At 75.2% G+C, this 20,966-nt stretch carries 12 protein-coding genes and 1 pseudogene; 11 read left to right on the forward strand and 2 right to left on the reverse strand.

The genetic code is table 11. The annotated features are described in order from the left end of the window. The first annotated feature begins 138 nt into the window (after positions 1–138). Complete coding sequence (gene moeZ / locus BS72_RS22280) at positions 139–1,317, forward strand: adenylyltransferase/sulfurtransferase MoeZ (RefSeq protein WP_037912969.1); 1,179 nt, start codon at positions 139–141, stop codon at positions 1,315–1,317. Positions 1,318–1,481: 164 nt separating this feature from the next. On the opposite strand, the gene BS72_RS22285 is transcribed toward moeZ, so the two are convergent. Then, the gene (locus BS72_RS22285) at positions 1,482–4,364 is read right to left on the reverse strand and encodes a lysylphosphatidylglycerol synthase domain-containing protein (protein ID WP_037912972.1); all 2,883 of its coding nucleotides are present in this window, start codon (positions 4,362–4,364) and stop codon (positions 1,482–1,484) included. A gap of 119 nt (positions 4,365–4,483) precedes the next feature. Between BS72_RS22285 and BS72_RS22290 the strand changes: the two genes are divergently transcribed. The 6 genes and pseudogenes from BS72_RS22290 (at position 4,484) to BS72_RS22315 (ending at position 16,439) form a co-directional block, all read left to right on the forward strand. Further along, positions 4,484–4,972, forward strand: coding sequence for an MGMT family protein (locus BS72_RS22290; protein ID WP_078901551.1), 489 nt, complete (start codon positions 4,484–4,486; stop codon positions 4,970–4,972). 202 nt (positions 4,973–5,174) lie between these two features. After that, positions 5,175–8,990: an ATP-dependent helicase gene (locus BS72_RS22295; RefSeq protein WP_037912974.1), complete on the forward strand. Its 3,816-nt coding sequence runs from the start codon at positions 5,175–5,177 to the stop codon at positions 8,988–8,990. A 107-nt stretch (positions 8,991–9,097) separates the two neighbouring features. After that, a pseudogene (locus BS72_RS22300) lies at positions 9,098–12,474 on the forward strand (UvrD-helicase domain-containing protein). A gap of 346 nt (positions 12,475–12,820) precedes the next feature. Continuing rightward, positions 12,821–14,239 carry a M20/M25/M40 family metallo-hydrolase gene (locus BS72_RS22305; RefSeq protein WP_037912976.1) on the forward strand — a complete coding sequence of 473 codons (1,419 nt, stop codon included), beginning with the start codon at positions 12,821–12,823 and terminating at the stop codon, positions 14,237–14,239. Continuing rightward, positions 14,209–15,270: an NAD(+) diphosphatase gene (gene nudC, locus BS72_RS22310; protein ID WP_232792500.1), complete on the forward strand. Its 1,062-nt coding sequence runs from the start codon at positions 14,209–14,211 to the stop codon at positions 15,268–15,270. Before BS72_RS22305 ends, nudC begins: the two co-directional genes overlap by 31 nt. Positions 15,271–15,671: 401 nt before the next feature. Continuing rightward, a complete protein-coding gene (locus BS72_RS22315; protein WP_051951460.1) occupies positions 15,672–16,439 on the forward strand; it encodes a peptidoglycan recognition protein family protein in 768 nt (255 codons plus the stop codon). Positions 16,440–16,642: 203 nt separating this feature from the next. Here BS72_RS22315 and BS72_RS22320 read toward each other — a convergent pair whose 3' ends face one another. Beyond that, positions 16,643–16,897 carry a glutaredoxin domain-containing protein gene (locus BS72_RS22320; protein ID WP_037912978.1) on the reverse strand — a complete coding sequence of 85 codons (255 nt, stop codon included), beginning with the start codon at positions 16,895–16,897 and terminating at the stop codon, positions 16,643–16,645. A 176-nt stretch (positions 16,898–17,073) separates the two neighbouring features. On the opposite strand from BS72_RS22320, the gene BS72_RS22325 reads away from it, so the two are divergent. The 4 genes from BS72_RS22325 to BS72_RS22340 all read left to right on the forward strand — a co-directional run bounded on the left by BS72_RS22325 (position 17,074) and on the right by BS72_RS22340 (position 20,873). Further along, the gene (locus BS72_RS22325; protein ID WP_078901553.1) at positions 17,074–19,464 is read left to right on the forward strand and encodes an ATP-dependent DNA helicase UvrD2; all 2,391 of its coding nucleotides are present in this window, start codon (positions 17,074–17,076) and stop codon (positions 19,462–19,464) included. A 204-nt stretch (positions 19,465–19,668) separates the two neighbouring features. Continuing rightward, complete coding sequence (locus BS72_RS22330; protein WP_037912980.1) at positions 19,669–20,013, forward strand: hypothetical protein; 345 nt, start codon at positions 19,669–19,671, stop codon at positions 20,011–20,013. Between the two features lie 162 nt (positions 20,014–20,175). After that, complete coding sequence (locus tag BS72_RS22335; protein WP_037912983.1) at positions 20,176–20,538, forward strand: WhiB family transcriptional regulator; 363 nt, start codon at positions 20,176–20,178, stop codon at positions 20,536–20,538. Next, complete coding sequence (locus tag BS72_RS22340) at positions 20,535–20,873, forward strand: hypothetical protein (RefSeq protein WP_037912984.1); 339 nt, start codon at positions 20,535–20,537, stop codon at positions 20,871–20,873. Before BS72_RS22335 ends, BS72_RS22340 begins: the two co-directional genes overlap by 4 nt. Positions 20,874–20,966: the final 93 nt, after the last annotated feature.

A 20,966-nucleotide genomic window follows, 5' to 3' on the forward strand; every position in this document is an offset into this window, starting at 1 on the left:
TGTGACCCGGAATCGTCTCGGACCTCGGACCGGGTCTCTTGGAATAGGGGAGGGCGTGGCAGTGTTACAGGGACGCTGTGCGAAGGGCGGGAGCCCGTACGCAGCGTCTGATGACCGACCAACCGTATTGAGGTCCCTGTGTCGCTGCCACCCCTGGTCGAGCCGGCCGACGAGCTCACCGTTGACGAGGTCCGCAGGTACTCGCGCCACCTGATCATCCCCGACGTGGGGATGGACGGGCAGAAGCGGCTGAAGAACGCCAAGGTGCTGTGCGTCGGGGCCGGCGGCCTCGGCTCGCCGGCCCTGATGTACCTGGCCGCCGCGGGCGTGGGCACGCTCGGCATCGTCGAGTTCGACGAGGTCGACGAGTCGAACCTCCAGCGCCAGATCATCCACAGCCAGGCCGACATCGGCCGTTCCAAGGCCGAGTCCGCGCGCGATTCCGTCAAGGGCATCAACCCTTACGTGAACGTGGTCCTCCATGAGGAGCGGCTCGAGGCCGAGAACGTGATGGAGATCTTCGCGCAGTACGACCTGATCGTCGACGGCACGGACAACTTCGCCACTCGCTACCTGGTCAACGACGCCTGCGTGCTGCTGAACAAGCCGTACGTGTGGGGCTCGATCTACCGCTTCGACGGCCAGGCGTCCGTCTTCTGGTCCGAGCACGGCCCCTGCTACCGCTGCCTGTACCCGGAGCCCCCGCCGCCGGGCATGGTCCCGTCCTGCGCCGAGGGCGGCGTCCTCGGCGTGCTGTGCGCGTCGATCGGCTCCATCCAGGTCACCGAGGCGATCAAGGTCCTCGCGGGCGTCGGCGAGCCGCTCGTCGGGCGTCTGATGATCTACGACGCCCTGGAGATGACCTACCGCCAGGTCAAGGTCCGCAAGGACCCGGACTGCGCGGTGTGCGGCGAGAACCCCACGGTCACCGAGCTCATCGACTACGAGGCGTTCTGCGGCGTCGTCTCCGAGGAGGCCCAGGAGGCCGCGCTCGGCTCCACGATCACTCCCAAGCAGCTCAAGGAGTGGATCGACGAGGGCGAGAACATCGAGATCATCGATGTCCGGGAGCAGAACGAGTACGAGATCGTCAGCATCCCCGGCGCCAAGCTGATCCCGAAGAACGAGTTCCTGATGGGCCGGGCCCTGGAGACCCTGCCGCAGGACAAGCGGATCGTGCTGCACTGCAAGACGGGCGTGCGCTCCGCGGAGGTGCTGGCCGTGCTGAAGTCCGCCGGCTTCTCCGACGCCGTGCACGTGGGCGGCGGCGTGATCGGCTGGGTCAACACGATCGAGCCGCACAAGCCGGTCTACTGACAGGCGGCTGACCCCGGCGCCGCGCCGAGGGCGCGAGCGACCACCGGTAAGGGGCGACACCCAGTGGGTGCCGCCCCTTACTTGTGCCCCTGGACGTCCTGCTCCCGAACGCCCGTGCTTCTGAACACCGGTGCCGCTGAGCGCCGGGGTCCGCTACGGCTCCGCTACAGCTCCCCCTTGCGGGTCAGGTGCGTGAAGGCCAGCCACCCCGGCAGCACGGGCAGCCAGAACGTCAGCAGCCGGAAGAAGAGCACCGCCGGGGTGGCCACCTCCTTCGGCAGCCCGGCCGCGATCAGACCGCCGGTCAGCGCCAGCTCCACCGCGCCCACCCCGCCCGGCGTCGGCGCGGCCGAGCCCAGGGCGTTGCCGGCCAGGAAGACCACCGCGACCGTCGAGTAGCTCAGGCTGCCGCCGAACGCCCGCACGCAGCCGTCCAGGCAGATCACGAAGGTGACCGTGAGCATCAGCGTGCCGCCGATGCCGGTCGCCAGCTTCACCGGCCGCTGGAGCACGTCCAGCATGCGCGGCACCACTCCGGCGAACAGCGCCCGCACCCGCGTGGAGACGAACTTCCGCAGCGCCGGCACCGCCGTCACCACCAGCACCAGCACCCCGGCGGTCAGCAGCCCCGCCATGACGGTGTGGGACGGCGAGAGCGACGGCGTCTTCTGCGTGCCGGTGATGAAGCCGAACGCCATCAGCAGCAGGATGTGCGCGCCCAGTCCGACCAGCTGGGAGGCGCCCACGCTGGCCACCGCCAGGCCCGGCCGGACCCCCGCCTTCTGCAGGTAGCGGGTGTTGAGCGCCACCCCGCCCACCGCCGCGGGCGCCACCAGCTTCACGAACGACCCGGCCACCTGCGCCAGCACCGTCCGCAGCAGGGACAGCCGCTCCGGGACGAACCCCGACAGGGCGCACGCGGCCGCCACGTAGGTGGCCGCCGAGCCGAGCACCGCGACCACCGCCCACTGCCAGTCGGCGTGCAGCACCGCGTGCCCGATGGGCACCGACGTCAGCTGCGAGAGCAGGAAGTACGCCGCGAACGCGCCCGCGATCACCGTCACCAGGGTGCGCGGCTTGATCCGCTCCAGGCGTACCGGCTCCACCGGCGCCTGCGGGCGGATGCGCAGCACCTGGCGGCGGATGCGGGCGAGTAGGTCCTCCTCGCGGACGTCCTCCAGGGCGTCCTCCACCGCCCGCTTCTCCGCCTTGCTCTCGGCCTTGCGCTCCGCCTTCGAGGGCACTGGGGTCGAGGCACCCTCGGCGGCGTAGGCGGACCGGTGCCGCTCGCGGGCCTCCTTGTCCGCGGCGAGCGCCGCCAGCACCGCCTCCCGCTCGCGCTGCGCCCGGGCCCGGCTCAGTGCCTTCAGCTCCGCGCGGGTGTCCCGGCTCAGCGCGATCGGCTGGAGCAGCGGCAGCGAGTCCGCCACCGCGTCCGGGCCCACCACCGCCACGGCCGAGGCCACCGAGCGCTCCGGGCCGACCCGCAGCGCCAGCGTGGTCAGCATCTGCGCGACGTCCATCCGCAGCACGATGTCCCCGGCGGCGATCTCCCCGCCCCGCAGGTCGGTCAGGAAGACCTGGCCGGCGGCGTCCACGTGGACCGATCCGCCCTCCAGCCGCCGGTGGGCGATCCGCCGGGACTGAAGAGCCCGCACCTGCGTCCACGTCTCGTGCAGCAGGGCGTCGGTGATCTCGTCGTCGCCCAGGGCGTCCAGCCGCCGCCCGCCGGCGTGCTCGTAGACCAGCATCACCGCGTCCGGGCCCAGCTCGGAGGTGGCGATCAGCTTCGGCGTGTTCGCGCCGGCGGCCACGGCCGCGTAGGCCAGCAGCGCCTCCTGCTCCAGCGCCTGCCGGAGCGACAGCAGGCTGCCGCGCTGGGTGATGCCGCCGATCAGCGACAGCCGCCGCCAGGCCCGGTAGAAGAAGCCCTGCGCCTGCTGCTCGCGGTCCACCACCGTCACGTCCAGCGGCGGGCCGTCCTCCAGGGTGACGAGGTAGCCGCGGCCGCGGTCGGAGTCGGTGGGCACCCCCTCGGCCTGCACCCGGCGGGCGGTCAGCGGGGCGAAGCCCACCCGGCGCAGGCCCGCCAGCAGGTTCTGCCCGGTGGGGCGGACGTTCGGCGAGCCGATCCCGTAGACGGTGCCGTTCGCCACCGTCCAGCCGATCAGCACCGTCAGCGCGATCGAGAACGGCGTGGTGTAGCCGCCGACCAGCACCGCGAAGGCGTCCAGCACCAGCACGCACCACACCGCCACCCGCCACCGCGGACGGCGCGCCATGCCGCAGGCGGTGACGTAGGCGATCACCGGTGCCAGGTATCCGTGCACCGGGTCGGTCATGCCGGAGCCGGTGGGGGAGAGCTGGGACAGGGCGTCGCGGATCGCCGAGGGCGCCGCGTCCGTCACCCACAGGTCGGTGGCCAGCGCCGCGCCGTGGGCCAGCACGGCGGCGAGCACGCCGTCGGCGACCCGCAGCCCGTCCCGCCGGACCAGCCGTTCCACCGCGAAGGCCACCGGGACGATCAGCACCAGCAGGCTGGCCGTGGTCCCGGTGAGCGAGGAGAAGAAGTCGGGGGCCTGCTCGGTGCCCTTGGTGATGTCGGTCTGCAGGCCGCTGGTCGTCGCGTGCGCGAAGGCCGCGACCGCCAGCACCACCGCGATGCCGAGCAGGCCGACGAAGAACTGCACCAGGTCCGCCGGGCGGTGCACCCGCGCCGCCAGCAGCGGCTCGTCCACCGACACCGCGTACCGGGTGGCGCCCGGCGGCTCGTCCCGCGCGGCGGAGGGGGGCACCGGGTCCTCGAAGGACGGCGGCCCGGGCTCGGCCCGCCGCGCGCCCGATCCGGCCCCCGACCCCCCTGGGCGGCCGGCCTCCGGCCCGGAGCCAGAACCTGAACCGGAGCCTGGACCCGAACCGGACCCGGAACCGGACCCGGAACCGGACCCTGCTCCGAACCCGGACACGGCGGAGTGGGCGCCGGCGGCCCCTTCGGCCTCCGCGGCGCCCTGCTCGTCTCCGCTCGTGTCTTCTCGGTCTCGTATCACCTGTCACCGCCCGGACGAATGGTGGCATGAGGGGTACCCCGACCGGGGCGGAACCCCCCGTGTCGGATCTGTGCGGCAGGATGGACGGGGTGAGCGGGGCGAACGGCAGGGTGAGCGGGATGAGCGACGGCAGCGGCAGGGACACCGGCCGGGGCGGGTCCGGCGGCGCTGCCCGGGGCACGGACGCCGAGGAGCCGGCCGCGGACGCCGAGGAGCTGGAGCCGTACGTGGAGCGGGTGCTCGACGCGGTGGACGCCATCCCGGCGGGCCGGGTGATGACCTACGGGGACGTGGCCGAGTGGATCGGTGAGGGCGGCCCGCGCCAGGTCGGCCGGGTGCTGTCCCACTACGGCGGCTCCGTGCCGTGGTGGCGCGTGGTCCGGGCGGACGGCACGCTGCTGCCCGGCCACGAGCTGCGCGCCCTGGACGCCTACCGGGCCGAGGGCACCCCGCTGCGGCCGGCCGGCCGGGCCGCCGAGGGGCACGTCCCGCGCCTCGACATGCGCCGCGCCCGCTGGGACGGCACGCCGCAGCAGCCCGGGGCCGCGCCGTCGCGGACCACCAGGGGCGACGAGGGCGACGGCGAGGGGGCCGCGAGCGCCGGGTGACGGCCGGAGGGTCATGTCACCCAGCTTCCGCCATCCGGGGGCCTGCTGTGACCGCGCCCGCCCGGACGGAGTACATTGCCCCACCACCACGAAACCGGCGAACCACGTGAACCCCTCTCCTTCTCCCCGCGGCACCGCCGCGACCGCGGCCTCGGGCGGTCCGCCGGCTGCGGGCCGCCCGGGCGTCGGAGGCTATCGGCTGGTGCGCACCCCGGCGGGGAACGGCGCGCCCCCGGTGCTGGACGCGCGGCAGCGGGCGGTGGTTGAGCACGCTTCCGGGCCTCTTCTGGTGCTGGGCGGGCCGGGCACGGGGAAGACAACCACCCTCGTCGAGGCCGTGGCGGCCCGGGTGCGGGCCGGCACCTCCGTCGACCGGCTGCTCGTCCTCACCCACGGGCGCACCGCCGCGGAGGAGCTGCGGGACCGGATCGCGGCCCGCCTGGACGACGCGGGGCCGGGGGCGGCCGGACTGTACGCGGGGCCCGGGACGGCCGGACCGGGGACGGCCGAGCGGGGCGTGACCGAGTCCGGGACCGCTCCGCAGCCGGGCGAGCGCCGGGCCGGGAGGGCGCCCCTCAGCAGTCCGCAGGCGAACACCTTCCACTCCTTCTGCTACGCCCTCCTGCGCGCCCACCAGGAGGCCGACCTGTTCGCCGAGCCCGTGCGGCTGCTGTCCGGGCCGGAGCAGGACCTGATGGTGCGCGAGCTGCTGGCCGGCCAGAGCCTGCTGGCCCGCGAGGGGCGCGGCCGGGTGCGCTGGCCCGACGACCTGCGGGCCGCGCTGACCACCCGGGGCTTCGCCGACGAGGTCCGGGCGGTGATCGCCCGCACCCGGGAACTGGGCCTGGCCCCGGCGGCGCTCGCCGCCTTCGCCCGCCGCAACGGGCGGCGCGACTGGGAGGCGGCCGCGGACTTCCTCCAGGAGTACCTGGACGTCGCCGACCTCCAAGGCGTCATCGACTACACCGAACTCGTCCACCGGGCCGTCCGCCTGGCCGAGCGCCCCGAGGTGCACGCCGACCTCACCGCCCGCTACGACGCCGTGTTCGTCGACGAGTTCCAGGACACCGACCCGGCCCAGGTGCGGCTTCTGCGGGCGCTCGCCGGGCAGGGCCGCACCCTGGTGGTCTTCGGCGACCCCGACCAGTCCGTCTACGCCTTCCGCGGCGCCGACGTGAACGGCATCCTCGACTTCCCGGCGCGCTTCCCCGCCGCGGACGGCAGCCCCGCCCCCGTGCACGTGCTGACCGGCGGCCGCCGGTCGGCCGCCGCCCTGCTCACCGCCGGCAGGCAGCTCGCGAGCCGCCTGCCGCTGCCTCGGGTGCCGGCCGCGGCCGCACGCCTGCACCGCCAGAGCACCCCCGCCCGTCCCGGCGGCACCGTCGACGTGCGCACCTACCCGTCGCCCGGCGCCGAGGTCGAGGCCGTGGCCGACGCGCTGCGCCGCGCCCACCTGGAGGACCACCTGCCCTGGTCCGCCATGGCCGTACTCACCCGGACCACCTCCGCGCTGCCCGGGCTGCGCCGGGCGCTCACCGCGGCGGGGGTCCCCGTCGAGCTGCCGGCCGGCGACACGCCCCTGCACGCCGAGCCCGCGGTGGCCCCGCTGCTGCTGGCCCTGCGGCTGGCCGCGCAGTCGGCGGTCGCGGCGGCCGAAACGAGCGCCCTGGGCGGCCTCGGTCTCCAGCTCCAGAGCGACGCGGGCGCGCCCGGCGTCCTGGGTGTCCTGGGGGGCGAGGCCGCAACCGGGGCCCTGGGGAGCGAGGTGGCGCCCAGGGACCTAGGGAGGGGCATTGAACCAGGCGTCCTAGGTGGCCAGGCGGGAACGCTCCTAGGTCGCGGCCCGGCGTCCGGCGTCCCAGGCGACGGGAGCGTGCCCGGCCTCCCGGGCGGCGAGGCCGCAACCGGCGTCTCAGGCGGCGACGCCGACCTCGGCCTCCTTGGCGACCCGTCCGAGGCCGAGCCTCCGGACGGCGCGGCAAACGGGGCCGAGCCTCTGGACGGCGCGGCGGACGGGTCCGAGCCTCTGGACGGCGCGGTGGACGGGGCCGCTGGCGGCCGAACCGGCGCCGGCGCCCCTGGGAGCCAGGCCGGGGCCGAGGAAGGCCCCGCGCCGCGCCGCACCCCTGGTGAGCGGCCGGTCGCCCTCACCGTCGACGACGCCCTCACCCTGCTCACCTCGCCGCTGGGCGGCATGGACTCCGGCGACCTGCGGCGGCTCGGGCGGGCGCTGCGCGAGGAGGAGCGGGCCGCCGGGCGGACCGTGCCGCGCCCGTCCGACGAGCTGATCGCCGAGGCCGTCGCGGACCCGGCCCGGCTCACCGCACACGATCCGGCGTACGCCCGCGGTGCCCGCCGGGTGGGCACCCTGCTGCGGGCCGCCCGCGCCGTCCTGGCGGGGGGCGGCACCGCCGAGGACGCGCTGTGGAAGCTGTGGGACGGCACGACGTGGCCCGGAAGGCTGGAACGCGCCGCGCTGCGCGGCGGCCCGGCCGGCCGCAACGCCGACCGCGACCTGGACGCCGTGTGCGCGCTGTTCGAGACCGCCGCCCGCGCGGAGGAGCGGACCGGGGGCCGCGGCGCCCTCAACCTGATCGAGGAGCTGTCCGGCTTCGACGTCGTGGCCGACACCCTCGGGGGCGCCGTCGTACGCCCCGAGGCGGTGCGGCTCACCACCGCGCACCGGGCCAAGGGCCAGGAGTGGCGGCTGGTGGCGGTCACCGGCGTCCAGGACGGCGTCTGGCCCGACCTGCGGCGGCGCGGCTCCCTCCTGGAGGCCGACCGGATCGGCCGGGACGGCCTGGCCCCGCCGCTGAGCCAGGGCGCCCTGCTCACCGAGGAGCGCCGGCTGTTCTACGTGGCCGCCACCCGGGCCCGCGACCGGCTGCTGGTCACCGCCGTGAAGTCGGCCGCCGACGACGGCGAGCAGCCGTCCCGCTTCCTGGCCGAACTCGGCGTGCAGCCGCAGCACGTGCCGCACCGGCCGCGCCGCCCGCTGGCCGTGCCCGCGCTGGTCGCCGAGCTGCGCGCCACCACCGTCGACCCGGAGGCGTCCCCGGCGCTGCGGGAGGCCGCGGCCGCCCGGCTCGCCGCCCTGGCGGCGCTGCACGACGAGGGCCACCCGCTGGTGCCCACCGCGCACCCCGGCCGCTGGTGGGGCCTGTACGAGCCGACGCGCTCCGAGGTGCCGGTACGCGACCGGGACCGGCCCGTGGTGCTCTCGGGCAGCGCCCTGGACCAGCTCGCCAACACCTGCGCCCTCCAGTGGTTCCTCGGCCGCGAGGTCCGGGCCGAACCGCCCGCCACCGCCGCCCAGGGCTTCGGGAACGTCGTCCACGTCCTCGCCGACGAGGTGGCCTCCGGCCGCGCCCCGGCCGACCTGGACGTCCTCATGGCCCGCTTGGACACCGTCTGGGACGGCCTCGCCTTCGACGCGCCCTGGAAGTCCCGGCAGGAGAAGGAGAACGCCCGCGCCGCCCTGGAGCGCTTCCTGCGCTGGCACGTCCTGGAACGGGGGCGCGAGCCCGTGGCCGGCGAGCACGCCTTCGACGTCACCCTGGAGGCCGGCGGCGCCACGGTGCGCGTCCGGGGCAGCCTGGACCGGGTCGAGACGGACGCCGAGGGGCACGCCTACGTCGTCGACTTCAAGACCGGCCGGAGCAAGCCCACCGCCCAGGAGGTGGCCCACCACCCCCAGCTGGCCGTCTACCAGCTCGCCGTCCGGGAGGGCGCCGTGGACGAGCTCTTCGGCGGGACCCGCCCGCACCCGGGAGGCGCCGAGCTGGTCCAGCTGCGGGTCGGCGCGAGCCGCCGCGAGGGCGGCGAGGCGCTGCCCGCCGTCCAGCGGCAGGAGCCGCTGGCCGGGGAGGCGGGGGAGTGGGCCGGGGAACTGCTCGCCGAGGCCGCCGGCCGGGTGCTGGACGAGCGCTTCACCCCGTCCGCCGGCCACCACTGCGCCCACTGCGCCTTCCGCTCCGCGTGCAGCGCCCGCGCGGAGGGCCGCCAGGTCGTGGAGTGACCCCGACCGGTGGCAGGGCCGGTACCGGACGGCGCTGTGACCAGGCGTTTCGGCCCGCCTGTGGACAAGTGGCGGAGGGTGTCGGCCGGGCCGGATAGCCTCACAGAGTGGCAAACCGTCTCAACAGCCCCGAGCAGCTGAAGGAGCTGCTGGGCATCCCGTTCACCCCGGAGCAGCTGGCGTGTGTGACCGCGCCGCCCGCGCCCGGGGTGATCGTCGCGGGCGCCGGCTCGGGGAAGACGACGGTGATGGCCGCCCGGGTGGTGTGGCTGGTGGGCACCGGGCAGGTCGCCCCGGAGCAGGTGCTGGGCCTGACGTTCACCAACAAGGCCGCGGCCGAGCTGTCCGAGCGGGTCCGGCGGGCCCTGGTCCAGGCGGGCGTCGTGGCCTCCGCCCCGGATGCGGCCGACCCCTGGCCGCCGGGCGGCGCCGAGGAGGACGCCCAGGGCGAGCCCCGGATCTCCACCTACCACGCCTTCGCGGGGCAGCTGCTGAAGGACCACGGCATGCGTATCGGCCTGGAGCCCAGCGCCCGGCTGCTCGCCGACGCCACCCGCTTCCAGCTTGCCGCCAAGGTGCTGCGCTCGGCCCCCGGCCCCTACCCGTCCCTCACCAAGGGCCTGCCCACCCTGGTGGGCGACCTGCTGGCGCTCTCCGGTGAGCTGGCCGAGCACCTGGCCACCCCTGAGCGGCTGCGCGCCGTCGACGCCGTCCTGGCCGAGGAGCTGGCCGGCGTGGACCCGGCCCGCCGGGGCAACGCCTGGGTGAAGGAGGTCGCCCCGGCCGTCGCCGCCCGGCGGGAGCTGGCCGAGCTGGCCGCCGCCTACCGCGAGGAGAAGGCCGCCCGCGACCTGCTCGACTTCGGCGACCAGATAGCCCTGTCGGCCCGGCTGGCCCAGGAACGGCCCGAGGTCGGCGCCCTGCTGCGCGACCAGTACCGGGTGGTGCTGCTCGACGAGTACCAGGACACCTCGGTGGCCCAGCGGGTGCTGCTGGCCGGGCTCTTCGGCGGTGGCACCGGCCACCCGGTGACCGCCGTCGGCGACCCCTGCCAGGCCATCTACGGCTGGCGCGGCGCCTCCGTGGCGAACCTGGACGACTTCCCCCGCCACTTCCCGTACGCCGACGGCCGCCCCGCCGACCGGTACGCGCTCAGCGAGAACCGCCGCTCCGGCGGCCGCCTGCTGGCCCTGGCCAACACCCTCGCCGCTGAGCTGCGCGCCCGCCACGAGGGTGTCGAGGCGCTGCGGCCCGCCCCCGGCGCCGAACACGACGGCATGGTGCGCTGCGCCCTGCTGCCCACCCAGGAGGAGGAGACCGCCTGGCTCGCCGACTCCGTCGCCCACCTGGTGCGCACCGGCACCAGTCCCGGCGGGATCGCCGTGCTGTGCCGCACCGCCGGGCACTTCTCCGCCCTGCACGCCGCCCTGGTGGCCAGGGACGTGCCTGTGGAGGTGGTGGGCCTGTCCGGGCTGCTGCACCTGCCCGAGGTGGCCGATCTGGTCGCCGTCTGCGAGGTGCTCCACGACCCGACGGCCAACGCGTCCCTGGTGCGGCTGCTGACCGGCCCGCGCTGGCGGATCGGCCCGCGCGACCTGGCGCTGCTCGGCCGCCGCGCCCGGCTGCTGGTGGGGCGCGGCGGCCGGCCGGAGGACGGCGCCGACCGGCTGGCGGCCGCCGTCGAGGGCGTCGACCCCGCCGAGACGGTCTCCCTCACCGACGCCCTGGAGACCTTCCTCGCCGCCGAGGACGCCGCCCCGGACGACGGCCTGCCCTTCTCGGCCGAGGCCCGGGTGCGCTTCGCCCGGCTGGCCGCCGAGGTACGGGAGCTGCGCCGCTCGCTGGCCGACCCGCTCATGGACGTGCTGCACCGGGTCCTCGCCGTCACCGGCCTGGAGGTCGAGCTGTCGGCGTCCCCGCACGCCCTGGCGGCCCGCCGCCGCGAGACGCTGCACGCCTTCCTGGACGTCGCCGCCTCCTTCGCCGCCCTGGACGGCGAGGTGACGCTGCTGGCCTTCCTCGGCTTCCTGCGCACCGCCGCACAGTACGAGAAGGGCCTGGACTCCTCGCTGCCCGGCGGCGAGGACACCGTCAAGGTGCTCACCGCGCACAAGGCCAAGGGCCTGGAGTGGGACGTGGTGGCCGTTCCCGGCCTGGTCGCCAAGGGGTTCCCCAGTGAGCGCGGCAGGGAGCTGTGGCCGTTCAACGCCAAGGTGCTGCCGCACGGGCTGCGCGGCGACGCGGCGACCCTGCCCGACGTGGCCGAGTGGACGAAGGCCGGCCTCGACGCCTTCCGGGAGGCCATGAAGGAGCACCAGCGGATCGAGGAGCTGCGGCTGGGCTACGTGACCTTCACCCGGCCGCGCTCCCTGCTGCTGGGCTCCGGCCACTGGTGGGGCGGCACGCAGTCCCGGCCGCTGGGGCCGTCCGCCTTCCTGGAGGCCCTGCGCGAGCACTGCGAGGCCGGTTACGGCGAGGTGGAGGCGTGGGCCGAGCAGCCCGCACCGGACGAGAGGAACCCCGCGCTGGAGGCCGCGGTCGAGCCGCCGTGGCCGCTGCCGCTGGATCCCGCTGCCCTGGAACGGCGCCGGACCGCCGCGCGGGCGGTGCTCACCGGGGTCGAGGCGGAGCGGGAGCGGGCGGCGGCCGCCCGCCAGGCACCCGCCCGCCCGGCACCCGGCATACCGGGGGAGGGCGGCTCGCCGGTCCTGCCGCACCAGGGGCGCCCGGAGCGGGACGAGGGGGCCGCGGCGGAGGTCGGGCACGGGCTGCCGCCGGAGGAGCTCCGTACCGTGGCCGCCTGGGACCGCGACCTGACCGCCCTGACCGGGGAGCTGCGCCGGGCCCGGCTGGGCGGAAGGGACGTACCGCTACCGCGCACCCTGACGGCCACCCAGCTGCTGCGGCTGGCCGCCGACCCCGACGGGCTGGCCGCCGAGCTGGCCCGCCCCATGCCGCGGCCCCGGCACCGGCGGCCCGCCGCGGCACGCGCTTCCACGCCTGGCTGGAGTCGCGGTTCGAGGTGCGGCCGCTGTTCGGGCCCGAGGAGCTGCCCGGCGTCGAACCCGGCGACGACATCGCCGACGAGCAGGACCTCGCCGCCCTCAAGGCCGCGTTCCTGCGTACCCCCTACGCCGAACGCACCCCCTACCGGGTCGAGGTGCCGTTCACCCTGGCGCTGGCCGGACGGCTCATCCGAGGGCGCATCGACGCCGTCTACCGCCTCCCGGAGGCGGCGGAGGAGACGTACGAGATCGTCGACTGGAAGACCGGCCGCAGCCCCGACACCGCGGACCCGCTGCAACTGGCCGTCTACCGGGTGGCCTGGGCCGAGCAGCAGGGAGTGCCGCTGGACCGGGTCCGGGTGGCGTTCCTGCACGTGCGCACCGGGCGGCTGGTCCGCCCGGCCGGCCTGCCCGACCGGGCGGCCCTGGAGCGCCTGCTCGCGCCCGAGGGCGGCGGCGACGCGGACAGCGCCCGGTAGCGGTAGCGGGCGGCCTGAAAGGATGTTGGGGGAGGCCGGGGGCGACGGCTCGGTGGCCTCGGGACGGCGGTTCGGAGGGCGGTCGAGCGGGCCGTGCCACCGCGCGGAGGCGCCGCGGCGTGACGCAGTCGACACCCGGCGCCCGGCGCGCGCACCCCGGGGCGACTCCAGGCGGCCCGCCCGGCATGCCCCGAAACGCACATGAAACGCCGCAGGAGGCCCTCGCGCGGGGCGCCCGGGTCCCTGACCCCGGCCGGGCGTCCGCAGGCCCGGACACCCCGCCGGCGCCCCCGGCAGCCCCCACCGGTCCGGAGGGCCCCCTTACCCGGCCGGTAGGCTGAAAACCATGCGCACCACCCCGGACAACGCCGTCCAGCCCGCCATCGACGAGTACGCTGCCGCCTTCCTCTCCGACCTCAAGGAATGGCTCCGCATCCCCTCCGTCTCCGCCGACCCGGAACACGCCCCGGACGTACGGCGGAGCGCCGAGTGGCTGGCCGAGGCGCTGCGGCGGACCGGTTTCCCGGTCGCCGAGGTGTGGCCCACCGAGGGCGGCCCCGCCGTCTTCGCCGAGTGGCCCAGCGGTGAGCCGGACGCGCCCACGGTGCTCGTCTACGGCCACCACGACGTGCAGCCCGCCGCCCGCGAGGACGGCTGGTCCACCGACCCGTTCGAGCCCGTGGAGCAGGACGGGCGGCTGCGGGCCCGGGGCGCCGCCGACGACAAGGGCCAGGTCTTCCTGCACACCCTCGGGCTGCGCGCCCACCTCGCGGCGACCGGCCGCACCGCGCCCGCCGTCAACCTCAAGCTGCTGGTGGAGGGCGAGGAGGAGTCCGGGTCGCCGCACTTCGGCGCGCTGATCCGGCAGCACGCGGACCGGCTGGCCTGCGACACCGTGATCGTCTCCGACACCGGCATGTGGGCCGAGGACACCCCCACGGTCTGCACCGGGATGCGCGGCCTGGTCGACGGCCAGGTCGACCTCTTCGGCCCCGACCAGGACATCCACTCCGGCTCCTTCGGGGGCGCGGTGCCCAACCCGGCCACCGAGGCCGCCCGGCTGGTCGCCGCCCTGCACGACGAGGACCGCAGAGTCGCCATCACGGGCTTCTACGACGGCGTGGCCGAGCTCACCGCGCGGGAGCGGGAGCTCTTCGCCGAACTGCCCTTCGACGAGGCCGCCTGGCTGCGCACCGCCAGGTCGCACGCCGCCCTCGGCGAGCACGGCCACAGCACCCTGGAGCGGATCTGGGCCCGCCCCACCGCCGAGATCAACGGCATCCACAGCGGGTACGGCGGCCCCGGCGGCAAGACGATCGTGCCCGCCGCCGCGCAGATCAAGTTCTCCTTCCGGCTCGTCGCCGGCCAGGACACCGCCCGGGTGCGGCAGCTGTTCACCGACTGGGTCGCCGAGCGGCTGCCCGAAGGCGTCCGGCACGAGGTCCGCTTCTGGGGCGAGGGCACCCGCCCCTGCCTCACCCCGCTGGACCACCCGGCGCTGCGCTCGCTGGTCCGTGCCATGGGCCGCGCCTTCGGGCAGGAGGTCCGCTACACCCGCGAGGGCGGCTCCGGACCCGCCGCCGACCTCCAGGACGTCCTGGGCGTCCCGGTGCTGTTCCTGGGGATCTCCGTGCCGTCCGACGGCTGGCACTCGGTGGACGAGAAGGTCGAGCTCGACCTGCTCTTCAAGGGGGTGCGGACGGCCGCCCACCTCTGGCAGGAGCTGGCCGACGAGTGGGCGGCCACGCCCTGGCCCGCCGCCTGATGCGCGGCGGAACCGCCGCCGGGCAGCAGCGGACACAGGACAGCAGCAGCGCGGAGTACGCGCATGACGGGAGTTGGGAAGCAGCAGTGACCGGTCTCGACGTGACAGCCCATCCGATCGCCCTCACCACCACGGGGGTGGACCGGGCCGCCCACCACCGCCTCGACGAGGCGTGGCTGGCGGCGGCCTGGAGCCACCCCACCACCCGTGTCTTCGTCGTCTCCGGCGGCCAGGTGCTGGTCGAGGACACCCCGGACGGCGGCACCGGACTCGTCATGACCCCCGCCTTCGACGCCCCCGAGACCGAGCAGCACCGCTACTTCCTGGGCATCGACCCGGCGGGCGTGCGCTACTTCGCCCTCCAGAAGGACACCCTGCCCGGCAGGCTCGACGACGTGGCGCGCCCGGCCGGGCTGCGCGAGGTCGGCGGCCTGCTGTCGCCGCTGGAGGCCGGCCTGATGGTGCACGCCGTCGCGCTGGAGAACTGGCAGCGGATGCACCGCTTCTGCTCCCGTTGCGGGGAGCGCACCGTCATCGCCGCCGCCGGCCACATCCGGCGCTGCCCCGCCTGCGGCGCCGAGCACTACCCGCGGACCGACCCGGCCGTCATCATGCTGGTCACCGACGACCAGGACCGGGCCCTGCTCGGCCGTCAGGTGCACTGGCCGGAAGGCCGCTTCTCCACGCTGGCGGGCTTCGTCGAACCGGGCGAGTCCATCGAGCGGGCGGTGCGCCGCGAGGTCTTCGAGGAGGCCGGGGTGGTGGTCGGCGAGGTCGCGTACGTGGCCAGCCAGCCGTGGCCCTTCCCGTCCAGCCTGATGCTCGGCTTCATGGCCCGGGCCACCAAGTCCGACATCCACGTCGACGGCGAGGAGATCCACGAGGCGCGCTGGTTCTCCCGCGAGGACCTGCGGGCGGCCTTCGCCGCCGGCGAGGTGCTGCCCCCGTTCGGGATCTCGATCGCCGCCCGGCTCATCGAGCTCTGGTACGGCGAACCGCTCCCCGGGAAGGGCGGCACCCCCCGCCCCTGAGGGGCCGCGGGGCTCCGGGGGCCTGGGGCTCCGCTGCTTCGGGCCCTTGAGGGCGCCGAAACCCGGGCCTCCCGCCTCCTGGCTCCCGGACGCCCCGGCGTCCGGGAGGACGGGAGCGGCCCGTCCGTGTGCACGCCCCGCGGGCGCTGCCGGTGTGCCCGGCGCGTGTCCAGCGCCGTCCTGTGCCGTCCGGCGCCTGTCCTGTGCCGTCCAGACGCCGGCCTATGGCGTTCCGTGCCCCTGGGTGCCCGTCAGCGGCCGAACGGGTTGCACCGGCGGGTGATTGTGGCGGAAACCTCCAGCGCGGGCCTGTCCGCCCGTCGCTGACTGGTACCAAGTCTCACGCCGCACCACCGTGCACCACCGGGACCGGCACTCCCACCCCCCCACCGGGAGGACACATGGCACCGTCCGAGCCCCCGCACGACCACTCCGGACCGACCCGCCGCGCCTTCCTGGGGTCGTCGGCCACCGTGCTCGGCCTGAGCGCCGGGGCCGCCCTCCTGGGCGCCACCGCCGCACACGCCGACACCGCGGATGCCGGCACGGCCCGTGCCGGCGCCGCACGCGCCGGCACGAGGGAGGCCGGTCGCAAGGACGTGGCGCGGCTCTCCGCCGCCGTCCAGGAACCCGAGGTCTTCGGCACGGCCGCCTGGGACGCCAGGCCGCCGGCGTACCCGGTGAGCCTCGCGGGGAACAACCCGGACAAGATCATCGTGCACCACACGGCGTTCGCGAACACCGCGGACGCCGGCACCTCGGGCTCGTTCGCCGTCGCGCACGAGATCCAGGACCTGCACATGGACACCAACGGCTGGATCGACTCGGGCCAGCACTTCACCATCAGCCGCAGCGGCATCGTCATGGAGGGCCGCCACCGCAGCCTGGAGCGGCTCCGGCACGGCAGCGACATGGTGGTCGGCGCGCACACCGTCGGGCAGAACAGCCAGGGCATCGGCATCGAGGGCAACGGCACCTACAGCGCGGCCGCTCCGCCGGACCCGCTCTACGACAGCCTCGTCGGGCTGTGCGCGTACATCTGCGGGCAGTACGCACTGGACCCGGCGGAGATCTACGGCCACCGTGACTTCAACGACACCGAGTGCCCCGGCGACGTGCTGTACGGCATGCTGCCGCGCCTGCGCGCGGACGTGGCCGGCCGGCTGTAGCCCCGGCCCCGCCGTCAAGGGGCTCACCGGGCGTGCCCGGCTCGGCCGGGGACGGCACGGGCCGACCGACGACCCGGCCGTCGACAAGGCCCCGCGCGCTGCCGTACGAGGCGCCCCACAGCGGTGGCCGCGGGGCACCTCGTACGGCGGCGGGGCCGGACCCCGTCTCCCGGGTGCCCGTTCGCCGGACACCCGGGCGGGGCTCAGGCGCTGAGCGCCTTGGAGACCTGGGCGAGGCTGGGGTTGGTCATCGTGGTGCTGGTGCCGGAGGGGGCGACGACGACCACGGTGGGCACGGTCTGGTTGCCGCCGTTGGCCTCCTCCACGAGCTTCGCGGAGGCCGGGTCGTGCTCGATGTTGATCTCGGTGTACGCGATGCCCTCGCGGTCGAGCTGACTCTTGAGCCGCCGGCAGTAGCCGCACCACGTGGTGCTGTACATCGTCACAGTGCCCGACATCGCTGGCCTCGTTCCTCGTCAGTCCCGGTGGGTCCGTCGCCGCTGAAAGCGGCGTCCGGGCCGGTCAACGCAGGAGCGCGCCGGAACATTCCCGCACCGGGTCCGCCGAACGGGGGGCTGCGGGGACCTGTGGACAACGCGCACGGTCCGCCGGACGAACCTGGCACAGTGGCGGGGTGACTGCGACATCCCACCACTCGCTCTTCCCCGCGACGCCCGACTCCGCGGACGCGGTGCTCGACGGCCTGGACCCCGAGCAGCGTGCCGTCGCCACGGCGCTGAACGGGCCGGTGTGCGTGCTGGCCGGCGCCGGCACCGGCAAGACCCGGGCGATCACCCACCGCATCGCCTACGGCGTGCGGGCAGGCATCCTCCAGCCGAGCACCGTGCTCGCGGTCACGTTCACCGCCCGCGCCGCCGGGGAGATGCGCGGGCGGCTGCGCCAGCTCGGCGCGTCCGGCGTCCAGGCGCGCACCTTCCACGCCGCCGCGCTCCGCCAGCTCCAGTACTTCTGGCCGCGCGCCATCGGCGGTGAGATGCCCCGGCTGCTGGAGCGCAAGGTGCAGCTGGTCGCCGAGGCGGGCGCGCGCTCGCGCATCCGGCTGGACCGCAGCGAGCTGCGGGACGTCACCGGTGAGATCGAGTGGTGCAAGGTCACCCAGACCGTCCCCGAGGAGTACCAGGCCGCCGCCGCGAAGGCCGGCCGCGACGTCCCCCGCGACCCGGCCGAGGTGAGCCGGATCTACGCCGCCTACGAGCAGCTCAAGCGCGACCGGTCGCTCATCGACTTCGAGGACGTGCTGCTGCTGACCGTCGGCGTGCTCCAGGACCGGCCCGACGTCGCGGAGACCGTCCGCTCCCAGTACCAGCACTTCGTCGTCGACGAGTACCAGGACGTCAGCCCCCTCCAGCAGCGGCTGCTCGACCTGTGGCTCGGCGGCCGGGGCAACCTGTGCGTGGTCGGCGACGCGTCCCAGACGATCTACTCCTTCACCGGCGCCACCCCCGAGTTCCTGCTCGGCTTCCGCAACCGCTACCCGGACTCCACCGTCGTCAAGCTGGTGCGGGACTACCGCTCCACCCCGCAGGTGGTCGGCCTCGCCAACGGCCTGCTCAGCCAGGCCCGCGGCCAGGCCGCCGCCCACCGCCTGGAGCTGGTCGCCCAGCGCGAGGCCGGGCCCGAGCCGGTCTACACGGAGTACGCCGACGAGCCCGCCGAGGCGGAGGGCGCCGCCCGCCGGATCCGGGAGCTGATCGACTCCGGGGTGCGGCCCAGCGAGATCGCCGTCCTCTACCGGATCAACGCCCAGTCCGAGGTCTACGAGCAGGCCCTGGCCGACGCCGGGGTGCCCTACCAGCTGCGCGGCGCCGAGCGGTTCTTCGAGCGGCCCGAGGTGCGCGAGGCGGGGATGCTGCTGCGCGGCGCCGCCCGCGGCGCGGCCGATCCGGGCGCCGAGGCGGAGACCGTGCCCGACCAGGTGCGCGCGGTGCTGAGCTCCCGGGGCTGGGCCTCGGAGCCGCCGACCGGCTCCGGCGCGGTCCGCGACCGCTGGGAGTCGCTGGCCGCGCTGGTCCGGCTGGCCGAGGACTTCGCCGCGGCCATGCCGGAGGCCCGGCTCGCCGACTTCGTCGCCGAGCTGGACGCGCGGGCCAACGCCCAGCACGCCCCCACCGTCGAGGGCGTCACCCTCGCCTCGCTGCACGCGGCGAAGGGGCTGGAGTGGGACGCCGTCTTCCTGGTCGGGCTCACCGAGGGCACCCTGCCCATCACCCACGCCAAGACCGACGAGCAGGTCGAGGAGGAGCGCCGGCTGCTCTACGTCGGGGTGACCCGGGCGCGTGAGTACCTGTCCCTGTCGTGGGCGCTGTCCCGCTCGCCCGGCGGCCGGGGCGGCCGCCGGCCCTCCCGGTTCCTGGACGGTCTGCGGCCGGGTTCGGCGCCGCGTGGCGCCCGGGGCGGCCGCGGCGGCGGCCAGGGCGGCGTGGAGCGCCCGGGCGGTCGGACCCGGCGGCGCGGCCCGGTCCAGTGCCGGGTGTGCGGGCGGACGCTTTCCGACGCCGGCGAGATCAAGCTGATGCGGTGCGAGGACTGCCCCTCCGACCTCGACGAGGGCCTGTACGAACGGCTGCGCGCCTGGCGCGGTGAGCAGGCCCGGGAACTCGGGCAGCCCGCGTACTGCGTCTTCACCGACCGGACTCTGCTGGCGATCGCCGAGGTCAGGCCGTCGGACGAGCAGGGGCTCGCGGCCATTCCCGGAGTGGGCGCCCGGAAGCTCGACAAGTTTGGGCCTGATGTTCTCGCTCTGTGTTCCGATTCGGAATTCGGCATTCCGCGGGAGTTGTCCGGAGGGAGCGGGGACGCGTCGGAGGAGGACCGGGAAGCGGCGGCGTACGGCGCGGGCCGGGCGGCCGGCGAAGGCCCCGCAGGGAACGGCCGCGAGGGCTCAGGGGCGGAGACGTACGGAGAAGGGGACGGAGAAGCGGACGAGGACGCGTACGGAGAAGCGGACGCGGACGTGGAGGGGGAGGCCGGCGAGGAGGTGGGCGGCGCCCCTGAAGAGGGGTGATCGCGGTGCTCCGGAGAACTGCCCCGGGAAGTCGGAGAAAGTTCTTCTGCGGGAGCTGAAAAATAGTTTGCGCTCCCCGCGGATGTCCTCATAGCCTGCGGGAGCGCGGTCGGGAACGGGTCTTCCAAGACCAGGTCCCGCTGTGATGTACTAGGCACAGACAGTCCACTGCCCTTACGAGACGCCGAGAGGAGGCGAGTCCACGTGACCACCACGACGATTATCGCGAAATTGACCGATCGCCCGGTCATGTCCGCCTGCTCGCTTCTGACGCCGGCCGTCTCCTTCCGGGGTATCGGTCTGTCCTCCTCGGCGTCCGCTCTCCTGCCGGTCATCCCCGCGCTGGAGCGCATCGAGCGACCGACCGAGGCGTCCGAGGCGGCGGTAGTGGCGGCGGCTCCGGCCTATGCCTTCACCACGGCGGCCGAAGGCGCCGGCGCCGGTGGCGCGAGTGGAGCCAAGGGCGCCAATGGACACGCACATGGACAGAAGACGCAGCACGGTATGAGGGCCTTCCGCGGGCTCGAACCCTGGAGTGATCCAGCCTGACAACGCATCAGGTCGGCACCTCAGGGCCGCGGATTCCCACACCGGGAACCGCGGCCCTTCTGTTTCTCCAGCAGACACCAGTCGAATCCCCCGGCCCACCGGCCGGACCGGCAGACGAGGAAACAACACGTGCACACCGCACCGCACGAGACGTCTGGACAGATGCCCGACCTGAAGCAGTCGCACGGCCCCAGCGCCGCGACCCCTGTGGACCACCCTCCCGCACAGCCTCCGGAGAACACCTTGCTGCCCCTCACCGAGCTCGACGACGAGATCGAGCGCCTCGGCGTCCCCGTCCCCTGTCGCACCTACGACCCCGAGGTCTTCTTCGCGGAGTCCCCGGCGGACGTCGAGTACGCCAAGTCCCTGTGCCAGACCTGTCCGGTGCGTGAGGCCTGCCTCGCCGGCGCCAAGGACCGCCGCGAGCCCTGGGGCGTCTGGGGCGGGGAGCTCTTCATCCAGGGTGTCGTCGTGGCCCGCAAGCGGCCCCGCGGCCGCCCGCGCAAGAACGCCGTCGCCGTATGAACACCGCCAAGCGCCGCGCCGTCCCCGGCACCATCGACCGTCCGCTCACCCGCGACCCGAAGCATCACGACTCCGAGAATCAGGCTCCGATGACGACCTCACTCACCGATCTCCCCGCCCGTACGCCCGGCGCGATGGCGTCGACGCAGAACAGGAACCTCGAAATGCAACTCATGCCAGAAGCCCTGGCACGTGCCCATATGCAACAGCGGCTGCACGAGGCCGACGAGGCGCGCAGGTCGCAACGCCTGCTGGCCGCCCGTCGGCTCCAGCGCAAGGCCGAGCGCGCCTCCCTGCGCGCCCGCCGTGCGCTGGCCATGGCCGTGATGCAGTAAGGGCCCCGAACGGAACGGCACGAGGTACGAACAGAGCGCCCGCCCGGCTCGCGCCGGCCGGGCGCCGCACCCCGCTGTGCCGCCGATCCACCC

The sequence above is a fragment of the Actinacidiphila yeochonensis CN732 genome, assembly GCF_000745345.1.
Lineage (GTDB): Bacteria > Actinomycetota > Actinomycetes > Streptomycetales > Streptomycetaceae > Actinacidiphila > Actinacidiphila yeochonensis.

Bases quoted from the DNA above. Each gene is read 5' to 3' on its own strand.
- BS72_RS22335 (WP_037912983.1), top strand. From the start codon at position 20,176: ATGCCCGACCTGAAGCAGTCGCACGGCCCCAGCGCCGCGACCCCTGTG.
- BS72_RS22320 (WP_037912978.1), bottom strand. From the start codon at position 16,897: ATGTCGGGCACTGTGACGATGTACAGCACCACGTGGTGCGGCTACTGC.
- BS72_RS22340 (WP_037912984.1), top strand. From the start codon at position 20,535: ATGAACACCGCCAAGCGCCGCGCCGTCCCCGGCACCATCGACCGTCCG.
- BS72_RS22290 (WP_078901551.1), top strand. From the start codon at position 4,484: ATGAGCGACGGCAGCGGCAGGGACACCGGCCGGGGCGGGTCCGGCGGC.
- BS72_RS22305 (WP_037912976.1), top strand. From the start codon at position 12,821: ATGCGCACCACCCCGGACAACGCCGTCCAGCCCGCCATCGACGAGTAC.
- BS72_RS22315 (WP_051951460.1), top strand. From the start codon at position 15,672: ATGGCACCGTCCGAGCCCCCGCACGACCACTCCGGACCGACCCGCCGC.